General features: G+C 73.7%; 19 protein-coding genes. 7 read left to right on the top strand and 12 right to left on the bottom strand.

The window, feature by feature from the left end; translation table 11 throughout:
- Positions 1-138 precede the first annotated feature (138 nt).
- Positions 139-1,626, top strand: a complete 1,488-nt coding sequence (gene rpsA / locus ACQ1X7_RS13260) for a 30S ribosomal protein S1 (RefSeq protein WP_432478672.1) — start codon at positions 139-141, stop codon at positions 1,624-1,626.
- Between the two features lie 107 nt (positions 1,627-1,733).
- Here rpsA and ACQ1X7_RS13255 read toward each other — a convergent pair whose 3' ends face one another.
- The 4 genes from ACQ1X7_RS13255 to ACQ1X7_RS13240 all read right to left on the bottom strand — a co-directional run bounded on the left by ACQ1X7_RS13255 (position 1,734) and on the right by ACQ1X7_RS13240 (position 4,172).
- Positions 1,734-2,486: a hypothetical protein gene (locus ACQ1X7_RS13255; protein WP_432478671.1), complete on the bottom strand. Its 753-nt coding sequence runs from the start codon at positions 2,484-2,486 to the stop codon at positions 1,734-1,736.
- A 48-nt stretch (positions 2,487-2,534) separates the two neighbouring features.
- Positions 2,535-3,356 (bottom strand): hypothetical protein, encoded by an 822-nt coding sequence (locus tag ACQ1X7_RS13250; protein ID WP_432478670.1) that lies wholly within the window; start codon positions 3,354-3,356, stop codon positions 2,535-2,537.
- A complete protein-coding gene (locus ACQ1X7_RS13245; protein ID WP_432478669.1) occupies positions 3,346-3,843 on the bottom strand; it encodes an RNA polymerase sigma factor in 498 nt (165 codons plus the stop codon). The genes ACQ1X7_RS13250 and ACQ1X7_RS13245 overlap by 11 nt, the downstream gene beginning before the upstream one ends.
- A 164-nt stretch (positions 3,844-4,007) precedes the next feature.
- The gene (locus ACQ1X7_RS13240) at positions 4,008-4,172 is read right to left on the bottom strand and encodes a hypothetical protein (protein ID WP_432478668.1); all 165 of its coding nucleotides are present in this window, start codon (positions 4,170-4,172) and stop codon (positions 4,008-4,010) included.
- Positions 4,173-4,266: 94 nt separating this feature from the next.
- Here ACQ1X7_RS13240 and ACQ1X7_RS13235 point away from each other — a divergent pair, with 94 nt between their 5' ends.
- Positions 4,267-5,223: a GlxA family transcriptional regulator gene (locus ACQ1X7_RS13235; RefSeq protein WP_432478667.1), complete on the top strand. Its 957-nt coding sequence runs from the start codon at positions 4,267-4,269 to the stop codon at positions 5,221-5,223.
- Between the two features lie 106 nt (positions 5,224-5,329).
- Entirely contained in the window at positions 5,330-5,923 is a 594-nt protein-coding gene (gene coaE, locus ACQ1X7_RS13230; protein ID WP_432478666.1) for a dephospho-CoA kinase, read from the top strand.
- Between the two features lie 17 nt (positions 5,924-5,940).
- On the opposite strand, the gene ACQ1X7_RS13225 is transcribed toward coaE, so the two are convergent.
- Genes ACQ1X7_RS13225 through ACQ1X7_RS13210 form a run of 4 tightly spaced genes read right to left on the bottom strand, consistent with a single transcriptional unit; the run spans position 5,941 to position 10,085 of the window.
- Positions 5,941-6,801 (bottom strand): GAF domain-containing protein, encoded by an 861-nt coding sequence (locus ACQ1X7_RS13225; protein ID WP_432478665.1) that lies wholly within the window; start codon positions 6,799-6,801, stop codon positions 5,941-5,943.
- A gap of 9 nt (positions 6,802-6,810) precedes the next feature.
- Complete coding sequence (locus ACQ1X7_RS13220; protein WP_432478664.1) at positions 6,811-8,703, bottom strand: CheR family methyltransferase; 1,893 nt, start codon at positions 8,701-8,703, stop codon at positions 6,811-6,813.
- Positions 8,703-9,305: a chemotaxis protein CheB gene (locus ACQ1X7_RS13215; RefSeq protein WP_432478663.1), complete on the bottom strand. Its 603-nt coding sequence runs from the start codon at positions 9,303-9,305 to the stop codon at positions 8,703-8,705. The genes ACQ1X7_RS13220 and ACQ1X7_RS13215 overlap by 1 nt, the downstream gene beginning before the upstream one ends.
- A 9-nt stretch (positions 9,306-9,314) precedes the next feature.
- Positions 9,315-10,085 (bottom strand): ANTAR domain-containing protein, encoded by a 771-nt coding sequence (locus ACQ1X7_RS13210; RefSeq protein ID WP_432478662.1) that lies wholly within the window; start codon positions 10,083-10,085, stop codon positions 9,315-9,317.
- 452 nt (positions 10,086-10,537) lie between these two features.
- On the opposite strand from ACQ1X7_RS13210, the gene ACQ1X7_RS13205 reads away from it, so the two are divergent.
- Complete coding sequence (locus ACQ1X7_RS13205) at positions 10,538-11,821, top strand: glycoside hydrolase family 3 N-terminal domain-containing protein (RefSeq protein ID WP_432478661.1); 1,284 nt, start codon at positions 10,538-10,540, stop codon at positions 11,819-11,821.
- Here the strand turns inward: ACQ1X7_RS13205 and ACQ1X7_RS13200 are convergent.
- Entirely contained in the window at positions 11,818-12,642 is an 825-nt protein-coding gene (locus ACQ1X7_RS13200; RefSeq protein WP_432478660.1) for a hypothetical protein, read from the bottom strand. The genes ACQ1X7_RS13205 and ACQ1X7_RS13200 overlap by 4 nt on opposite strands.
- Positions 12,643-12,725: 83 nt before the next feature.
- On the opposite strand from ACQ1X7_RS13200, the gene ACQ1X7_RS13195 reads away from it, so the two are divergent.
- Genes ACQ1X7_RS13195 through ACQ1X7_RS13185 form a run of 3 tightly spaced genes read left to right on the top strand, consistent with a single transcriptional unit; the run spans position 12,726 to position 14,647 of the window.
- On the top strand, positions 12,726-13,448 hold the full coding sequence (locus ACQ1X7_RS13195; RefSeq protein ID WP_432478659.1) for a CDP-alcohol phosphatidyltransferase family protein: 723 nt from the start codon (positions 12,726-12,728) through the stop codon (positions 13,446-13,448).
- Positions 13,445-14,239, top strand: coding sequence for a class I SAM-dependent methyltransferase (locus ACQ1X7_RS13190; RefSeq protein ID WP_432478658.1), 795 nt, complete (start codon positions 13,445-13,447; stop codon positions 14,237-14,239). The genes ACQ1X7_RS13195 and ACQ1X7_RS13190 overlap by 4 nt, the downstream gene beginning before the upstream one ends.
- Before the next feature lie 42 nt (positions 14,240-14,281).
- The gene (locus ACQ1X7_RS13185) at positions 14,282-14,647 is read left to right on the top strand and encodes a hypothetical protein (protein WP_432478657.1); all 366 of its coding nucleotides are present in this window, start codon (positions 14,282-14,284) and stop codon (positions 14,645-14,647) included.
- Here the strand turns inward: ACQ1X7_RS13185 and ACQ1X7_RS13180 are convergent.
- Genes ACQ1X7_RS13180 through ACQ1X7_RS13170 form a run of 3 tightly spaced genes read right to left on the bottom strand, consistent with a single transcriptional unit; the run spans position 14,630 to position 17,559 of the window.
- Positions 14,630-15,328, bottom strand: coding sequence for an anti-sigma factor family protein (locus ACQ1X7_RS13180; protein ID WP_432478656.1), 699 nt, complete (start codon positions 15,326-15,328; stop codon positions 14,630-14,632). The two genes, ACQ1X7_RS13185 and ACQ1X7_RS13180, sit on opposite strands and share 18 nt — an antisense overlap.
- Positions 15,325-15,834, bottom strand: coding sequence for a sigma-70 family RNA polymerase sigma factor (locus ACQ1X7_RS13175; protein ID WP_432478655.1), 510 nt, complete (start codon positions 15,832-15,834; stop codon positions 15,325-15,327). The genes ACQ1X7_RS13180 and ACQ1X7_RS13175 overlap by 4 nt, the downstream gene beginning before the upstream one ends.
- A gap of 42 nt (positions 15,835-15,876) precedes the next feature.
- Complete coding sequence (locus ACQ1X7_RS13170) at positions 15,877-17,559, bottom strand: CDP-alcohol phosphatidyltransferase family protein (protein ID WP_432478654.1); 1,683 nt, start codon at positions 17,557-17,559, stop codon at positions 15,877-15,879.
- Between the last annotated feature and the right edge of the window lie 44 nt (positions 17,560-17,603).

Below are 17,603 nucleotides of genomic sequence, written 5' to 3'. Positions count from 1 at the left end.
GGTCCCACCGGAGTGGATCCACCAGGCTCGCTATCACTGCTCGTCCCGCTCGTAGGGACGCGGCGATCACCACCGGTAGTGAAACCGACCAGTTGCGCGTGCCCGACGACATCTGACCACCGAGGATCCACTTCCCTTATGACGAGCAGCACCTACCTCACCGAGACCACGGACGCGCCCCAGGTGGCGGTCAACGACATCGGCTCGGCGGAGGACTTCCTCGCCGCGATCGACGAGACCATCAAGTACTTCAACGACGGTGACATCGTGGACGGCACCATCGTCAAGGTCGACCGGGACGAGGTCCTGCTCGACATCGGCTACAAGACCGAGGGCGTGATCCCGAGCCGCGAGCTCTCGATCAAGCACGACGTCGACCCCAACGAGGTCGTCGAGGTCGGCGACAAGGTCGAGGCCCTGGTCCTCCAGAAGGAGGACAAGGAAGGCCGCCTGATCCTGTCCAAGAAGCGCGCCCAGTACGAGCGCGCCTGGGGCACCATCGAGCAGGTCAAGGAGGAGGACGGCGTCGTCGAGGGCACCGTCATCGAGGTCGTCAAGGGCGGCCTGATCCTCGACATCGGCCTGCGCGGCTTCCTCCCCGCCTCCCTCGTCGAGATGCGTCGCGTCCGCGACCTGCAGCCGTACGTCGGCCAGACCCTCGAGGCGAAGATCATCGAGCTCGACAAGAACCGCAACAACGTGGTCCTGTCGCGCCGCGCCTGGCTGGAGCAGACCCAGTCCGAGGTCCGCCACGGCTTCCTGACCCAGCTCCAGAAGGGCCAGATCCGCAAGGGCGTCGTCTCCTCGATCGTCAACTTCGGTGCGTTCGTCGACCTCGGCGGCGTCGACGGCCTGGTCCACGTCTCCGAGCTGTCCTGGAAGCACATCGACCACCCGTCCGAGGTGGTCACCGTCGGTGACGAGGTCACCGTCGAGGTGCTCGACGTCGACATGGACCGCGAGCGGGTCTCGCTGTCGCTCAAGGCGACGCAGGAGGACCCCTGGCAGCACTTCGCCCGCACCCACCAGATCGGCCAGATCGTGCCGGGCAAGGTCACCAAGCTGGTGCCCTTCGGCTCGTTCGTCCGGGTCGAGGAGGGCATCGAGGGCCTGGTCCACATCTCCGAGCTGGCCGAGCGCCACGTCGAGATCCCCGAGCAGGTCGTCCAGGTCAACGACGACGTCATGGTCAAGATCATCGACATCGACCTCGAGCGTCGCCGGATCTCGCTGTCCCTCAAGCAGGCCAACGAGACCAGCACCGCCGCCGACGTCGAGGACTTCGACCCGACCCTCTACGGCATGACCGCGACCTACGACGAGCAGGGCAACTACGTCTACCCCGAGGGCTTCGACCCCGAGACGGGCGAGTGGCTCGAGGGCTACGACGAGCAGCGCGCGACCTGGGAGGACCAGTACGCCAAGGCGCACGCCCGCTGGGAGGCCCACGTCAAGCAGCAGGCCGAGGCCGCCCAGGCCGAGGTCGAGGCCGGCGAGGCGACGTCGTACTCCTCCGGCTCCGAGGAGTCCGGCAGCAGCGAGACCGACGAGAGCGGCGGCTCGCTCGCCTCCGACGAGGCGCTGCAGGCGCTCCGCGAGAAGCTCACCGGCGGGGGCGGTTCCTGAGGAAGGCGCGCTAGCGCCTGTCTCGAAGGGCGGCTGACCCCGTACGCCGTCGAGGGCCCGGTCCACCACCTGGTGGGCCGGGCCCTCGCGCGTAGCCGCAGGACGGACTACGCCGCGGGCTGGAAGCGGACGGACTCGGCGATGTCGATCAGCTCACGGTGCTGGGACGTGGGCTGCTCGGGGTAGTTGCTCGCGGTGACCACGGCGCGGGTGCCGTCGACGTCGAGGATCCAGAGGTGGTGGACGATCCCGGGCCGGTCCGAGTGCCAGGGGCCCTCGTCGCCACCTGTGAGCCAGAGGGTGTACTCACCACCACCCGGACAGGGTTCGTCGCCCATGTCCACGCCGAAGGGGACGGTGATCTCCAGGGAGAACCCGTGGTGTCCGTCGAGCTCGGTGGGTCTCGGCCGGGTGGCCGGGCCGAGCTGGCGGTGCAGAGCACGGGCCAGGTCAGCAGCGGTGGGTCCGACGGTCTCGGCGGTGCGTCGACGGCACGGTGTGCGGAGGACCCGGTCGGCGCGCCAGACCTGGACCGCACCGAGCTGTTCCGGCTCGGAGCCGCCGCCCGCGTCGATGATCCAGCCGCCGTTGCTGTAGTAGCCGTCGGGGACCTCGAAGACCGGCCGGCTCGGGACCCCGAACGTCCTGAGCCGGTAGGTCCCGGGCTCCAGGGCTCCCGTCACGCCCCGCAGGTCGGTGGGCCGGCTCGCAGCGGGGGTCTCGGCGTCCGGTGACGTCGTCGGGTCGTCGGCCACGGTACTGCTGTCCGACCGGGCGTCGGGCTGGGCGCCGGTGCACCCGGTCAGGGCGACCAGCAGGGCGACCGTGCTGGTCGCGACCAGTGCTCGGGCAGGGCTCATCGCATTCTCCTTGCGTCGTGGTGTGTCGTGGTGGCTGGTGTGCGGGACCTAGGAGCCCGGAGCCTCGAAGCGGACGGACTCGGCGAGGTCGATCAGCTCCTGGTGCTGGGCTGCGGGCTGGTCGGGGTAGTTGCTGGCGACGACCACGGTGCGGGTGCCGTCGACGTCGAGGATCCAGAGGTGGTGGACGATCCCGGGACGGTCGGAGTGCCAGGGCCCGGAGTCACGACCGGTGAGCCACAGCGTGTACTCGCCGCCGGGACAGGCGGCGAGGTCTGTGTCCGCGGGGACGGTGACCTCCAGGTAGGAACCTCGGTGACCGTCGAGCTCGGTGGGGACCGGCCGGGTGCTGGGGCCACGCTGGCTGGCCACCTCCCGGGCCAGGTCGGCGGCGGTCGGTCCGACGGTCTCGCTGGTGCGTCGTCGGCAGGGTGTGTCGAGCACTCGGTCGACGCGCCAGACCTGGACCGCGCCCAGCTGCTCCGGCTCGGACCCGCCACCGGCGTCGATGACCCAGCCGCCGTTGCTGAAGTAGCCCGCGGGGACCTGGAAGACCGGCCGGCTCTGGACCCCGAACGTCCGCAGGCGGTAGGTCCCGGGCTCCAGCGACCCCTGCACGCCCTTCAGGTCGGTGGCCGACCGGGGCGCCGGGTCCGGCGCGACCGGCTCGGCGTCGCGAAGGGCGGGCACGTCGCCGTACCAGACGACCGCGGTCGCGACGGCGGCCACCGCGGCGAGCGCGACCGCTCCCCGCCGCACCCCGCGGACGCGCGCGCGGTCGTACGTCGACTCGAGCTCCGCCTCGAGGTCGGGCAGCAGGTGGTCGGTGTTCTGGGCCAGGCCGGTCCGGAGCCGCTCGTCAATCGACATCGTGCGCCACCTCCACGGTCTCCGACAGCAGGCTGGCGAGCCGGGCACGGGCCCGGAACAGGTGTTGCTTCACCGTCGACGTCGTGACGCCCAGGTGCTGGGCGACCTCGTCGACCGGCAGGTCGTCGAGATAGTGCAGCGCCACCGCCGCCCGCTGCTGCGGGGCGAGGGCGGCGACGGCGCGGGCCAGGTCGACGTCCGGGAGGTCGTCCCACCAGGGCTGGTCGTCGTCGGGTGGGGGAGCAGACCGCGACCGGGTCCGCTGCGCGGTGCGGATGGCCGCGCGGACCGCGACCCGACGTACCCACGCCTCGGGGTTGTCGATCCGACGGATGCCGCCCCAGCGCTCGCACAGCCTCAGGAACGCGTCCTGGGTGACCTCCTCGGCCCGTCCGCGGTCGTGCAGGACCAGGAACGTCGTGCGGAGCACCGACGGGTAGGCCGAGCGGAACACCCACTCGAACTCCACCCGCTCCGACGCTCGCACCGCATCCTCCCCGGCCGATCTCCCCTTCTGACAGTTATAGGGCCGTCGGCAGCCGTCGTGGTTGACACGGAACGGCAGATTCCTGCCAGCGCGGACGACGACGGCCCGCCCGGGTCATCCGGGCGGGCCGTCGGGGTGGGTGGGTCGGCGTGCGGCAGGCGGGCTCATGCGGCCCAGGACGAGGGCGGCGCGAGCTGGCTGTCGACGTGGTGGGAACGGGGCGGGTCCTGCGCGGCAGGGCCGTCGTGGAACACCTCGCGGAGCGTCTCGGCGAGCGCGGCCAGCGAGGCGAGGGCGACGATCAGGAGAATGATGGTTTCGGTGTTCATGGCAGGAATTCTTCCTTCGTCCAGTTTCCGCCACCAGTGGCAGAAATGACAGTCTGCATTGATTTTCTGCCACTCCTGCGTCAGGCTGTCTCCCATGAGGAAAGTGGCCGTGGTGGTGCAGGACGGCGCGGAGCCGTTCGGGCTGGGGTCGATGTGCGAGGTGTGGGCCGAGCCCTACCACCCCGAGGACGACAACCCGGTGTTCGACTTCGTGGTCGCCACGCCCCGGCCCGGCCGGGTGCGCGGGGCCAGCGGGTTCGACCTCCACGTCGACCACGGCCTCGACGACGCGGCCGACGCCGACCTGGTCTGCATCGCCCCGAAGCGGCGCTACCTCGACCCGTCACCCGAGGTGGTCGAGCTGGTGCGCGCCGCCCACGAGCGAGGCGCCCACGTCTTCGCCCACTGCACCGCGGCATTCGTGCTCGGCGAGGCCGGCCTGCTCGACGGTCGCCGCTGCACCACCCACTGGCGCCACGTCGACGAGCTGCGTGACCGGCACCCCGAGGCGCTGATCGACCCCGACGTGCTCTACGTCCAGGACGGCACCATCGTGACCGGCGCCGGCTCCGCGGCCGGCCTCGACGCGGCGCTCCACCTGATGCGCCAGCAGTTCGGGGCCCGGACGGCGGCCGCGGCCGCGCGCCGGATGGTCGTGCCGCCCCACCGCGACGGCGGGCAGGCGCAGTTCATCGCCCGGGCGGTCCCGGACTGCGACGCCGAGACGCTCGGCCCCCTGCTGACCTGGATGAACCACCACCTCGCCGACGACCTCGGCGTCGAGACGCTGGCGCGGCGGTCCCACATGTCCGCGCGCACCTTCGCGCGGCGGTTCCGCGACGAGACGGGCACCACGCCCCACGCGTGGGTGACCCGGCAGCGGCTGCAGGCCGCCGAGGAGCTGCTGGAGCAGACCGACCACTCCGTCGACTGGGTCGCGGCCGAGGTCGGCTTCGGCAACGCCGCAGCCCTGCGGCACCACTTCACCCGCTCGCGCGGGGTGTCCCCGGCGCAGTACCGCCGTACCTTCGCCGGGGTCCGTTCCGCCTGACGCCCGGCCGCTGCCGGTGACGGTCAGCGTGCCCGCTGCTCCTCGGTCCGCAGGGTGTCGGCGGCCGGAATCGGCAAAGCGGGGTCGGGCCGTTAGCGTTCCCCACATGCGGGTGGGGCTGACCGGTGGCGTGGCGTCCGGCAAGAGCACCGTCTCGGCGATCCTCGCCGACCTCGGAGCGGTGCTGATCGACGCCGACGTGCTGGCCCGCGAGGTGGTGGCGCCCGGCACCGACGGCCTCGCCGACGTGGTCGAGGCGTTCGGTCCCGGGGTGCTGGGCACCGACGGCGCCCTCGACCGTCCGGCGCTCGGGGCGATCGTCTTCGGGGACGAGGCCAGGCGACGGGTGCTGGAGGGCATCATCCACCCGCGGGTGCGGGCCCGTGCGGCCGAGATCGAGGCCGAGGCTCCGTCCGGCGCGGTCGTCGTGCACGACATCCCGCTGCTCACCGAGACCGGGCAGGCCGACGCGTTCGACGCCGTCGTCGTGGTCGACGTCCCGGTCCAGACCCAGGTGGCCCGGATGGTCGAGCTGCGCGGCCTGACCCGCGACGAGGCCGAGGCCAGGGTCGCGGCCCAGGCGACCCGGGAGGAGCGGCTGGCGAGCGCGACGTACGTCGTCGACAACACCGGGACCCCCGAGCACCTGCGGGAGCGGGTGGCCGAGGTCTACGCCGAGCTCAGCGCGCGCTCCGGCTGACCCCGGAGGTCGGCACCTCAGAGGGACAGGTGGAGCTCCCCGTCGAGGATCCGCTGCGCGATCGTGGCCGCCGGCTCCCCGCACACGAACGCGCGCGCCCGCAGCAGGGCCAGGGCGGCTGGTACGTCGCACCCCACGTCGCTGGCCACGAATCCCGCCGCCTGGTGGATGATCCGCATCCCGTCGAGCGCCGCTCCGCCCCCGGGTCGGGCCTCGGCGTCGGCGTGGTCGAGCAGGACGGGGGTGACCCCGCCCGCGATGGCCGCCAGCTCCTCGCCGCCCAGCGTGGCCGAGGGTGGGTCGAACAGCCCGACGGCCCCGAGGACCGCAGCGCCGGCGCGCAGCGGCGCCGCGACCACGGTGCTGATCCCCAGTGCGGCCAGGTCCTGCCCGTAGTGCGGCCACTCCCGCTGGATGTCCTGCCCGGTGAGCAGCCGCGCCTCGCCCCGCGCGCACACCGAGTGGAGCGGGCCCTCGTCGTGGACGAACTCCAGGTCCTGTGCGGCCTCCGCGAGCCCGTCGGCGCCGACGAAGTCCGCCGTCGACCCGTCGTCCGCCAGCAGCACAATCGCCGAGCTCGGGCAGCGGGACGCGTCCGCGACGGCGTGCGCCAGCAGCAGCCCGACACTGGTCGGGCTGCCCGCGAGCTGTGCCCGCTGCACCAGTGACCTGTGCATCCGCGCAGCCGTGCGGTGCCGCTCCTCGTTGCGTCGGTGCACCTCCGCCAGCTCGGCGGACAGTGCGCGCAGGCTCTCCGGCCCGTCGACGGCGACCCGTTCGGCCCGCCGCGCACGTCGCGCCTCGGCCTCGGCGCGCGCCTCCGCCAGGGCGGCTCGCGCCTCCCAGGTGTGCAGGTGCCGCCCGAGGTCCGACGTCACCGTCCAAGGCTACGCCTGCGGGCGCGGCACCGCCTCCATCAGCAGGACCACGCCGGCGTCGTCCTGTCCGTCCAGCGGGGTGCAGGTCACGGCGCAGATGATCGACTGTCCGCGCCGGTTCACCGCAGGCAGTTCCACGGGGTCGCACGCCTCGCCGCTCGACAGGCACTCCTGGACGCTGCCGAGCAGGTCGGCGACGGGCAGCCCGAACTCGAGGCTGAAGAACGGCTCGGAGATCACCTCGGAGGCGCGTAGTCCCCACAGCTCCTCGGCCGCGGCGTTCCAGCTGCGGACCAGCATCTGGGTGTCGAGCACGACCACGCCGGCACCGATGCTGGAGAGGACGCCCTCGAGGAAGCCGCGCGCCTCGTCGAGCTCGGAGGTGCGGATCCGCATCTCCTCGTTCATGGTCTCGAGCTCCTCGTTGCCGGACTGGAGCTCCTCGTTGGTGGTCTCGAGCTCCTCGTTGGTGGACTGGAGCTCCTCGTTGGTGGTCTCGAGCTCCTCGATGCTGGACTGGAGCTCCTCGTTGGTGGTCTCGAGCTCCTCGTTGGTGGACTGGAGCTCCTCGTAGGCGGTCTCGAGGTCCTCCCGGATCCGCTTGACCTCCTGCTGCAGCCGGGTCTGCACCGTGACGTCCACGAACGCCAGCGAGGTCCCGAGCAGGAGCCCGTCGTCGCCGCTCATCGGCCGTACCACGATGTCGAAGTACTGCGAGTCCGGCCCCGCGGTGCGGCGCTCGATCCCGGAGAGCCGGATGGTGCGGCGTTCGGAGTTGGCCTGCTCGATGACCGAGCGCAGCTCCACCGGCCGGTAGGAGAGCTCGAGGTCGCGGAAGGGGCGCCCGATGTCGTGGGTGGTGATCCCGAAGGCGGTGCGGGCGGCCTCGCTGACGGCGACGACCATGCCCTGGACGTCCAGGCCCACGACGGCGTACGGCGTGACGTCGACCAGGTGGTCCCGGACCCGGCGCTTGCGGGTGGTCGTCCGGGACTCGACAGCGGTGACGGGTTCCATCCGCACCTGGGGCGGCAGCTGGTCCGGTCCCGGGACCCCGGGGTGCCTGCGGAAGAGCCGCTGCCGCATGTTGGTGACCTCGAACTTGTCGCTGTCCGACAGCAGCATCTCGGCCTTGCCCAGGAAGAGGTAGCCGCCCTCGTTGAGGGCGAAGTGCAGCCGGTCGAGGATGAGGTTCTGGGTCTCGACGTTGAAGTACATCAACGTGTTGCGGCACACCAGCAGGTCGAGGCGGGAGATGGGCGCGTCGCGGGTGATGTCGTGGCGCCCGAAGATCACGCGGCGCCGGAGGTCGGGGCGGAGGCTGCGCTCGGCCCCGGTGCCGTCGAAGTACTTGTCGCGGAGCTCCTGGGGCATGTTCTCGAGCGCCTTCAGCGGATAGCTCCCGGTGCGGGCCTGGTGGAGCGCCTCCTCGTCGACGTCGGTCCCGTAGATCTTGACCCGGCTCAGCGCCTCGTCGAGGCCGAGGTGCTCGGCCAGCACGATCGCCACCGAGTAGGGCTCCTCACCGCTGGAGCAGCCCGCGCTCCACACGCGGATCTCGGATCCGGGGTCGGTCCGGGCGACCAGCTCCGGGACGACCTCCTCCTGCAGGTGTCGCCAGGCCTCGGCGTCGCGGAAGAAGCTGGTGACGTTGATCAGGATGGTGTTGAACAGCAGCCGGAACTCGTCGGCGTCGATCTCGAGCCGGTCGCGGTAGTCGCCCCAGGACTCGAGGCCGACCTCCGCCATCCGCTTGCGGATGCGGCGTGCCAGCGACGACCGCTTGTAGCCGGTGAAGTCGAAGCCGCGAGCGTCACGGATGAACTCCAGCAGCGCCTCCAGCCCCGCCCCGTCGTGGTCCGCGGAGCCGTCGTCCGAGGACTGGTGCTCCTGCTCGCCCATCACGTCCTCCTCTGGTGGATCAGACCTTCGACGACCGGCGCGATCTCGTCGAGCGGAAGCTGGAAGTGCACCTCACCCGTCGCGCTGGCAGCGTCCGGCATTCCCCGGAACTCTGCCGTCGAGGGGTCCTGGACGATCACCGTGCCTCCGCGGGACCGGACGGCCGTCACACCCATGGCGCCGTCGCTCCCGGTCCCGGTCAGCACGCAGGCGATCGCGCGCTCAGCGTAGGCCCCCGCGACCGACTCGAAGAGGAGGTCGGCGGAGGGTCGCACGAAGTGGACCAGGTTGCTCCCCGAGAGGCTGAGCACCCCGTCTGCGCCCACCAGGAGGTGGCGGTCCGGCGGCGCGACGTAGGCGATCCCCGGCCTCGCGGTCTCCCCGTCCTCGGCGAGCTTGACCCGCATCCGGGCACGCCGTTGCAGGACGTCGGCGATCACCGTCTCGTGCCGGGGATCGAGGTGCTGGACGATCAGGACCGGCACCGGGAGGTCCGCGGGGAGAGCTCCGAGCAGCTTGCCGAGGGCGCTGATCCCACCCGCTGAGGAGGCGACCGCGACGATCTCGTAGGCGGGCGACGACGCGGGCGATCCCTCGGACACGAGCAGAGCCTAGTCCTCCGGGACTCCCCGGCCGGGGTCGACACCTGATGGGTTCGCGGAGGTGGTCGGCGGCGGCCGGAAGCCGAGTCGTACGACGGCCTCGGCGACCTCGCGGACCGGGATCCCGCGCCGACGTGCGTGGCCTCGCATGAGCTCGAAGGCCGCGTCGGGCCGGACCCGTTCGACGGCCGCGAGCACCCCCTTCGCCTGCTCGATGAGCACCCGTGAGTCGAGTGCGTGCTGGAGCTGGGCCACCACCTTGGCCTGCTCACGCAGCACCTCGGTGCCGGTCGCCCACGCCGTCGCGATCGCCGCCAGCACGACCGCGGCCCCCTCGTCGTCGTCGGACCAGGAGCGGGGTGACCTCGAGTAGGCGCTGAGGGACGCGTCGACCCGCTCCCCGCGGGTGAGCGGCACGGTGAGGACGGCACGGAAGCCGGCGCTCGTCGCGGCCTCGAGAAACGCCGGCCAGCGTCCGTCGGCACGGGTGTCGTCGACCCGGACGGCGACGCCGCTCGTGGTCGCCGTGAGGCCGGGTCCGGAGTGCTGTGCGTACTGGACGGTGTCGAGCACGCCGACGGGCGCGGGCTGCGCGGGCGCGGAGGCCAGGTGGGCGCCCTCGGCGCTCGTGACCGCGGCTGCCGGCACGGAGAGCACCTCGGCGGCGGCTCCGCACAGCGCCTCGAGCCGGGTGGACTCGTCACCGAGCCGCTGGGTCCGCGCAAACTCCGCGACGAGGCCCCACGCCGATGTTGTGGTGGGGCGTGCTGGTTGGCGCACGACGAGCCACCTCCACGTCTCACGATAGTCCTGCACCGAGGGGTCGGTACCCATCCGTGGGCGTGGACATACGCCACAGGGCCGCCTAAGGTAGCGGCCGAGGGCTCCCGCTCGGTGAGCCCGCCCGTCGCCCCGGACCCCGGCGCACCCGCAGACCAGATGTCCGTGCGAAGGGATCCCGATGGCTCCGATGACGACCCGGTCGAGGTACGCCTCCCGGCCCGTCGTCGGTCCCGGCTGTCCCGGTCGCCACGGACGTCGCCTTCTCCCGCGACGATCCGACGGGGGCGGACCGGCCGTGATCGGGGGACACGGTGCAGGAGAAGGGGTGTGTCGTCGTCCTCACGCAGCCGACGACACACGGAGGACGGTGGTCGGGTAGGCGGTTGCTTCGCTCGCCGCCTGACCCGACCGCCGTCCTCGACCCCCCGGCCACCGGCTAGCGTGACCCGGTGCCCACCCCCGCCCGACGCCTGATGGTGCCTGCGCTGCTGGCGGGCGTCCTGGTGGCGGGCTGCTCCGCGTCCGACCCGGGCGGCTCCGCGGCCCCGTCCCCGGAGCCGACGCCCCGCGAGGCCGGCTCGGCCACGAGCCCGGACCCCGACCGGCCCACCTCGTGGGGGCCGACGGTCGGTGAGGTCGAGCACGCGCGCGACCTGGTGTCCGCGATGTCCACCGAGGAGCTCGCCGGCCAGGTGATCGTGGGCCGCTACGCGGGCACCGACCCGGAGGTGCCGGCCCAGCTCGTGCGGGACCATCACCTCGCGGGCGTGTGCGTGACCTCGACGAACGTCGCCGACGAGGGGCAGGTCCGGGCCACGGCTGCCGCGGTGAGCCGGGCGCACGCGGCCGACGGCCGCGACTGGCCGGCGGTGATCGGTGTCGACGAGGAGGGTGGCGTGGTCTCCCACCTGCGCGGCGTCGCCACCGAGTTCCCGCCGTTCGCCCTCGCCGGAGCCGCCGTCGCGCAGGGCGGGGCCGGCCGCGACGTGGTGACCGAGGCGGCCCGCGCCACGTCCCTGGAGCTGCGCGACCTCGGCTTCACGTGGGTGTTCGCGCCTGTCGCCGACGTCACCATCGGCGCTGCCGACCCGACGATCGGTACCCGGTCGCCCTCGGGTGACCCGGCGCTCGCGTCCCGCGCGGTCGCGGCGGCGGTGGAGGGGTACGACGACGCGGGCCTGGTCTCGACGACCAAGCACTTCCCCGGCCACGGCGCCGTGACGGCCGACAGCCACGAGACGCTCCCGGTCCTCGGCTCCACGATGCCGGAGCTGCGGGCCCGCGACCTGCGGCCGTTCGAGGCGGCCGTGGCGGCCGGGGCGCCGGCGATCATGGTGGCGCACCTCGACGTGCAGGCGATGCAGCCCGGGACGCCGTCCAGCCAGGCGCCGAAGGTCTACGACTACCTGCGCGACGAGCTGGGCTTCGAGGGCGTGGCCATCACCGACTCCCTCGGGATGGGTGCGGCGCTCAGCCGGGACTTCCCGGCCGTGCGCGCGCTCCGGGCAGGGGCCGACCTGCTGCTGATGCCGGTCGACCCCGCGAAGACGCACGAGCTCGTGGTCGACGCGATCGAGAGCGGCCAGGTGACCCGCGAGCGCGCCGAGGAGGCCGCGACCAGGGTGGTCGCGGCTCAGCTGTGGCAGCAGCGGGTCGCGCGCGAGGTCCCGGTGCCGGCCGACGTCGAGGCACGGGCCGAGCGGGCCGCCGCCGACCTCGCGGCCGTCGGCTAGCGCCGACGTTCGAGCGGCCGCACGAGCAGGTCCTCGTGGTGGACCGTGACGGACAGGTCGCCGGACGCGGCCTGCGCCAGCCGCCGCCGGTGGTACGGACCGAGGGCGTCCTGCAGGTCAGGCTGCTGCTCGACCGCGGCGGCCACCCAGCCGGTCAGCCAGTCCGCGGTCAGGGCCCGCTGGTCACCGCCCAGCCGCCACGGGCTGGAGCGCACCCGGACGTCGCGGCCCGCTGCCCGGAACCGGGTGGCCGCGGCGGACGAGGCGTCCGGGCCGAGCAGGGTCCGGCTGCCGACGGTCCGCCGCTGGTGGGCGTTGAACGCGTCGGTGACGACCGCGTCCCACGGGTGCGGCGGTGCCAGGGTGACCCGGCCGACGACCGAGAGCGTGATCAGGACCGGGCACCCCGGGAGGGCACAGCCGGCGACGAACCGGTCCAGCTCCGGGCCGTCCATCATGTCGAGCAGGGCCGAGGCCGTGAGCAGGTCGGCGTCCGCGACGGCCGTCGGTGCGAGGCGGCTGACGTCGTCCTCCCGGGTCTCGACGACCACCGTGCTGCCGTCGGCGGCCGCGGGGGGTGGGTACGACGCCGCCCGGGCGAGCAGCTCGGGGTCGCGGTCGTGCAGGACCCAGTGCTGGGGCCCGGGCAGCCGGGGCGCGAGCCAGCGGACGACCGACCCGGTCCCGCCGCCCAGGTCGTGGAGGCGCAGGACCCGGCCGGCCGGGAGGGAGCGCAGCAGCTGGTCCACGAGCTCCAGCGAGCGGGCGGCGGCGTCGGCCGGCTCGCGCAGCGCGAGCCAGTCGGCGTCGGCGCGGACCACCTCGGCCGTCGTGCCACCTCCGTCCCGGTGAACCGAACCCCCCTCGCGGGCGTTCCCTCCTGACGAACGACGGAGGAGGGGCAGTGGTTCAGGTGGCCCGGGCGCTCGCGGCGGCCCTCGGAGCGCTGGTCGCCCTGCTCGCCGCCCTGTCGCTCGTGGTGCCGCTGGACACCGTCGCCTGGGTGGCCGGTCTCGCGGGCGGGCTCCTGGTCACCGCGTCCGTGGCGCACGCGGCTCCGGGCGTGCTGGGACCCGCCGACCTGGTGACCCTCACCCGGGCCCTGCTCGCCTGCGTGGTCGCGGCCCTGGTGGCGCAGGGAGTGCTCGGTGACCAGGTCACGCCGCTGCTGGTCACCGTGGCGGCCACAGCCCTGGCGCTGGACGCTGTCGACGGGCGGGTGGCGCGCGCGACGGGCACCCAGACCGGCTTCGGTGCCCGGTTCGACGGCGAGGCCGACGCCTTCCTGCTGCTCGTGCTGTCCGTGCCCGTGGCGCAGGAGCACGGCGCATGGGTGCTGCTGGTCGGGCTGGCCCGTTACGCGTTCTGGGGCGCGGGCGTCGTGGCACCGTGGCTTCGCGCCCCGCTCCCGCGACGCGACTGGCGCAAGGTCGTCACGGCCGTGCAGGGCATCGCCCTCGTCGTCGCCGCGTCCGGCGTGCTGCCGACGGTCCCGACGGACGCGGCGCTGCTGGTGGCGCTCGGGCTGCTGGCGGAGTCGTTCGGCCGCGACGTGGTGTGGCTCGCGCGGCACCGGGCAGGGGCGCACGCGGGCGCTCTCGGCGGACGACGGCTCCCGGTCCCGTGAGGGACGACCGGGCGACCTGGACGGCGGCGCTGGAGCCGGCGCGGCGGACGGCGTACGCCCCGGGACAGTACGTCGGCCAGGAGAGCTTCATGAGCGCCCGGGAGATCCTGTCGCTGGCCCGGCGCGCCGGGATCGGCCCGGCCGACACGGTCCTCGACGTGTGCTGCGGGGTGGCCGGCCCGGGCCGGCTGGTCACCGCCGCCCGGGGCTGCCACTACCTCGGCGTCGACCGCAGCGCGGCCGCCGTCGCCCTGGCCCGCCGGGCGGTGGGGGACCTCCCGTGCCGGTTCGAGGTGGCCGAGGTCCCTCCCGTCCCGCCGGGGCCGTTCGACGTGGTCCTGCTGCTCGAGACCCTGCTGGCGTTCCGGCACAAGGGCCCGTTGCTGGCGGCGGTCGCGGCCGCGCTGCGCCCGGGAGGGCGGCTCGTCGTCACGGTCGAGGAGGGGCCCTCGCTGTCATCGGCGGAGCAGGCCGCGATGCCCGCCTCCGACACGGTGTGGCCGGTCCGGCTGGCGGAGCTGCGAACCTGTCTGGCGCGGGTCGGGCTCGAGGTCGCCTCCGTCGAGGAGCACACCACCGCCCACCGCGCCACAGCCGAGGCGCTGGCCGACGCGTTCGTCGCGGACCGACGGGCGATCGCCGCCCGGATCGGTCCGCAGGCGGTCGACGACCTGGTCACCGGCCACCGGCTGTGGGCCCGCTGGCTGCGGGTCGGCCGGATCCGCAAGCTGGGCGTCGTCGCCGTACGGTCGTCTGAACCGCCCGGGCCGACGAGCCGTTCTCCCGGGTGACATCGGCCCCGCGACCGTCGTGGGGAGCGAAGGGAGCGTCTCATGGTCCTGCGAGCGCTGGCGGCGGTGGCGGTACTGGTCTCGGCGGCGATGCACCTCTACCTGTGGGTCGAGGGTTACCGGGACCTCGAGGTGATCGGTCCGGCGTTCCTGCTCAACGCGGTCGGTGGGGCGGTGATCGCGGTCCTGGTGCTCGTCTGGCGGCACTGGCTCCCGGCCCTGCTGACCCTCGGTTTCGGGGCGTCGACCCTGGGTGCGTTCGTGGTGTCCACCACCGTCGGGCTGTTCGGCGTGCAGGAGCAGTGGCGCGGCTGGGAGGTGTGGACCGCGGCGATCTCGGAGGCCGCCGCGATCGTGCTCGGCCTCGCGCTGCTGGCCCGGAGTGCCGGCTCAGGTCGACAGCCGTAGCACCACGCGGCCGTCGGTCGTCCGCACCTCGACCGACGCCACGTCGGCTCGCGTGGTGGCCGTCGCGGCCTCGATCTCCATCCGGCGGCCGCTCACCGAGCGCCAGCTGCCGACCCGCTCGAGCTCACCGGCGCGGGTCCGGACGAACAGCACGTAGTCGGCCCGCCGCGGCAGCTCGCCGTCGACCCAGTGCCGGTCGTAGGTGCAGCTCAGCCCGAGCCGGGTCCCCCAGGTCACGTCCTCCAGGCTGACGGTCGCCTCCACCGGCACGTCGCCGACCGGGTCCATCCGGTGCTCCTCCACCGTCGGCGGGGTGGCGCTCGACCCGGGCGGGCCGGGCGGCGCGGGATCGTCGGCGAGCTGCGCCAGCCCCAGGGGTACGCCGACCACGACCGCGGCAGCGGCGGCGGCGAGGCCGGCCAGGACGCCGGTCCGCCGCCGACGTTCGCGGCGTACCTCCTGGACGAGCGCCGGCAGCAGCGTCGGCACCGGCTCGTCGATCGGGCTCTCCAGGACCGAGGCGTCGACCCGGCCCAGCAGCCCCGGCAGGCCGGCGAGGTCGGCGACGGCGCGGGTGCAGTCGGGGCACCCGGGCAGGTGGCGCTGGAAGGCCTGGCGCTCGGCGGGGGAGAGCGTCCCCAGCACGTAGGCGCCGTCGTCGTGGGCGAACTCGCACGTCATGCGCCCACCCCCATCTCCTCGAGTGCCAGCCGCAGGGCCCGTAGGGCGTAGTGGGTGCGTGACTTGACCGTGCCCTCCGGGACGCCGAGCCGGCGCGACGCCTCGGCCACCGACCGGCCGCGGTAGTAGCACTCCAGCAGCACCGCCCGGTGCTCGGGCGAGAGCCGGGTGAGCGCGTCGGCGACGACCCACGACAGCAGCACCTGGTCGCTCTCGTCGTCCACGCCTTCGTCGGGGGGGTCGGCGAGGGGGGTCTCGGGGTGGACCTTCCGGCTGCGCCACTGGTCGATCACGATGTTGCGCGCCACGGTGAACAGCCACGCGCGGACCGCCGGCGACGGGCTCTCGAGGATCCTCCGGTCCCGCCACGCCCGCAGCAGGGTCTCCTGCGCGACGTCCTCGGCGAGGTTGCGGTCGGTGGGGAGGAGCCGCCGGCAGAACCGCCACAGCGCCTCGGCGTGGTCGTCGTGCAGCCGCTGCATCAGGACGACGTCGGGATCCGGCATGCCGCCTCCTCACCCCTCACACGTTCCGGCATCCGCGCGGGTTCACCGGCCGGCCCCGGACGCGGCCCCATTCTCGCCCCCGGCCGAGTACGCCGCCACGAACCGGTCGCGGAAGGCGTCCATCGGCCAGACCGGTGCGTCGGGGCCGGGGCGCAGGCCCCGGTCCCAGTCCCAGCCCGCGATCCGGTCGAGGACCGCCGGGTCGCGGGCGAGCACGCTGACCGGAACCTCGTGCCCCGCGTCGGGCCCGGACACGACGGTCGCGGGCTGGTGGTCGCCGAGGAGCACGACCACGAGGTCGTCGTCGCCGTACGTCGTCAGGAACCGGACGAACGCGCGCAGCGAGTACTCCACGGCGTGGCCGTAGGCCTGCCGGATCCGGTCCCGGTCGGGCCAGATGTCGGCCTCGGACGGCAGCTGCTCCGGCATCCCCTCGAAGACCGAGCCGTCGCCCACGGCGGCCTGGTCGACGAGCCGGGGTGTCCGTGACCACGGGGCGTGGCTGGTGATCAGGTCGACCTCCGCCATCACCGGCCGGCGCGCCGTCGGTGCCAGCTCGAGGCGGTGCACGGCGTCCAGCGTGTACTGGTCGGGCATGGTCGGGTACCCGAAGCGTGGTCCCTCGTAGCCGATGTTGCGCGAGTCGTAGACCTGGTCGAAGCCGTAGAACTCGCCCTGCGGCCAGTCCCGGTTGTTCGCGGGGACGGCGGCCACGGTGCGCCAGCCCGCGCGGCCGAACAGCGAGGTGAGGGTGAGCCGGGGGCTGGTGACCAGCACGTCGTACCTCGGCTGGCTGTCGATCCACAGCCCGGACTGCAGCGTGGCGTGGGCGAGCCAGCTGAGGGCACCGAACGTCGGCGAGGTGAGGTAGGCGCTGCGGCTCGCGAACCCGGCGCGCTCCAGCCGGCGGTCCCCGGCGGCGAGCACCGAGGTGACCCCCGGGGCCAGCTCGGGGTCCTCGAGCGCCAGGCGACCGTAGCTCTCGACGAAGACGACCAGCACGTCCTTGCCGCGCAGGCCGGCGAACAGCTCGCCGGCCGGCACGTCGCGCAACGGGTCGTCCCGCGCGGCGACCAGGAACTCACGGCGGTCCCGCAGCTGGCCGGGGACCCGGGCCACCTGCGCCTCCACGTAGCCGGCGGTCGCGGAGGACGCGACCGGCCCGGCCGGTCCCCGGACGTCGAGCACGGCGAGGGACAGCCACCCGAGCGACAGCACCCCCACCACGGCGGCGGCGGGGCGACGGTTCCCGGCCGCCACGCGGCACAGCCGCACCACCGCCATCGGCACCAGCGCCAGGACGGCGACCACGACCAGCCCCGACACCACGAGGAGCGTCGTGCCGAGCAGCCCTCCGAACGCGTCGCGGACCAGCTCGACCAGGGAGCCGGCGTAGCGCCAGTCGATGAGCGGGTCGAACGGCCGGTTCAGCGCGGCGACGAAGCCGATGTCGAGGAGCCGGAACACCGCCACCAGCCCCAGCACGACCCCACCGGTGAGCGCCACCGCGGTCCGCGCCCGGGCCAGCCGTGGCGGCAGCGCCAGCACCACCGCGAGCAGCACCAACAGCTCGACCGGCAGCCGCAGGAGGACCGGGACCCCCAGCTCCTCGAGGCTCGACGGCACCGTGAGAGCGGCGAGCACCAGCCCCGCCGCCAGGCCGGTGACCACCCACTCGCGGGCGGCGAGCGCCCGGCGGGGCGGGGTGGTTTGAACCGAGCGCACGACCACTCCGTTCAGACGACCGACAGGCACGAACACGAGGACGA

The sequence above is a fragment of the Nocardioides sp. GXQ0305 genome, assembly GCF_050880345.1.
Lineage (GTDB): Bacteria > Actinomycetota > Actinomycetes > Propionibacteriales > Nocardioidaceae > Nocardioides.
The sequence above is the reverse complement of the archived record's forward strand: the minus strand, read 5'-3'. Positions and strand labels throughout refer to the sequence as shown.

Coding starts and splice junctions, on each gene's coding strand:
- rpsA (WP_432478672.1), top strand. CDS start 139: ATGACGAGCAGCACCTACCTCACCGAGACCACGGACGCGCCCCAGGTG.
- ACQ1X7_RS13255 (WP_432478671.1), bottom strand. CDS start 2,486: ATGAGCCCTGCCCGAGCACTGGTCGCGACCAGCACGGTCGCCCTGCTG.
- ACQ1X7_RS13250 (WP_432478670.1), bottom strand. CDS start 3,356: ATGTCGATTGACGAGCGGCTCCGGACCGGCCTGGCCCAGAACACCGAC.
- ACQ1X7_RS13240 (WP_432478668.1), bottom strand. CDS start 4,172: ATGAACACCGAAACCATCATTCTCCTGATCGTCGCCCTCGCCTCGCTG.
- ACQ1X7_RS13235 (WP_432478667.1), top strand. CDS start 4,267: ATGAGGAAAGTGGCCGTGGTGGTGCAGGACGGCGCGGAGCCGTTCGGG.
- coaE (WP_432478666.1), top strand. CDS start 5,330: ATGCGGGTGGGGCTGACCGGTGGCGTGGCGTCCGGCAAGAGCACCGTC.
- ACQ1X7_RS13220 (WP_432478664.1), bottom strand. CDS start 8,703: ATGGGCGAGCAGGAGCACCAGTCCTCGGACGACGGCTCCGCGGACCAC.
- ACQ1X7_RS13185 (WP_432478657.1), top strand. CDS start 14,282: ATGGTCCTGCGAGCGCTGGCGGCGGTGGCGGTACTGGTCTCGGCGGCG.
- ACQ1X7_RS13180 (WP_432478656.1), bottom strand. CDS start 15,328: ATGACGTGCGAGTTCGCCCACGACGACGGCGCCTACGTGCTGGGGACG.
- ACQ1X7_RS13175 (WP_432478655.1), bottom strand. CDS start 15,834: ATGCCGGATCCCGACGTCGTCCTGATGCAGCGGCTGCACGACGACCAC.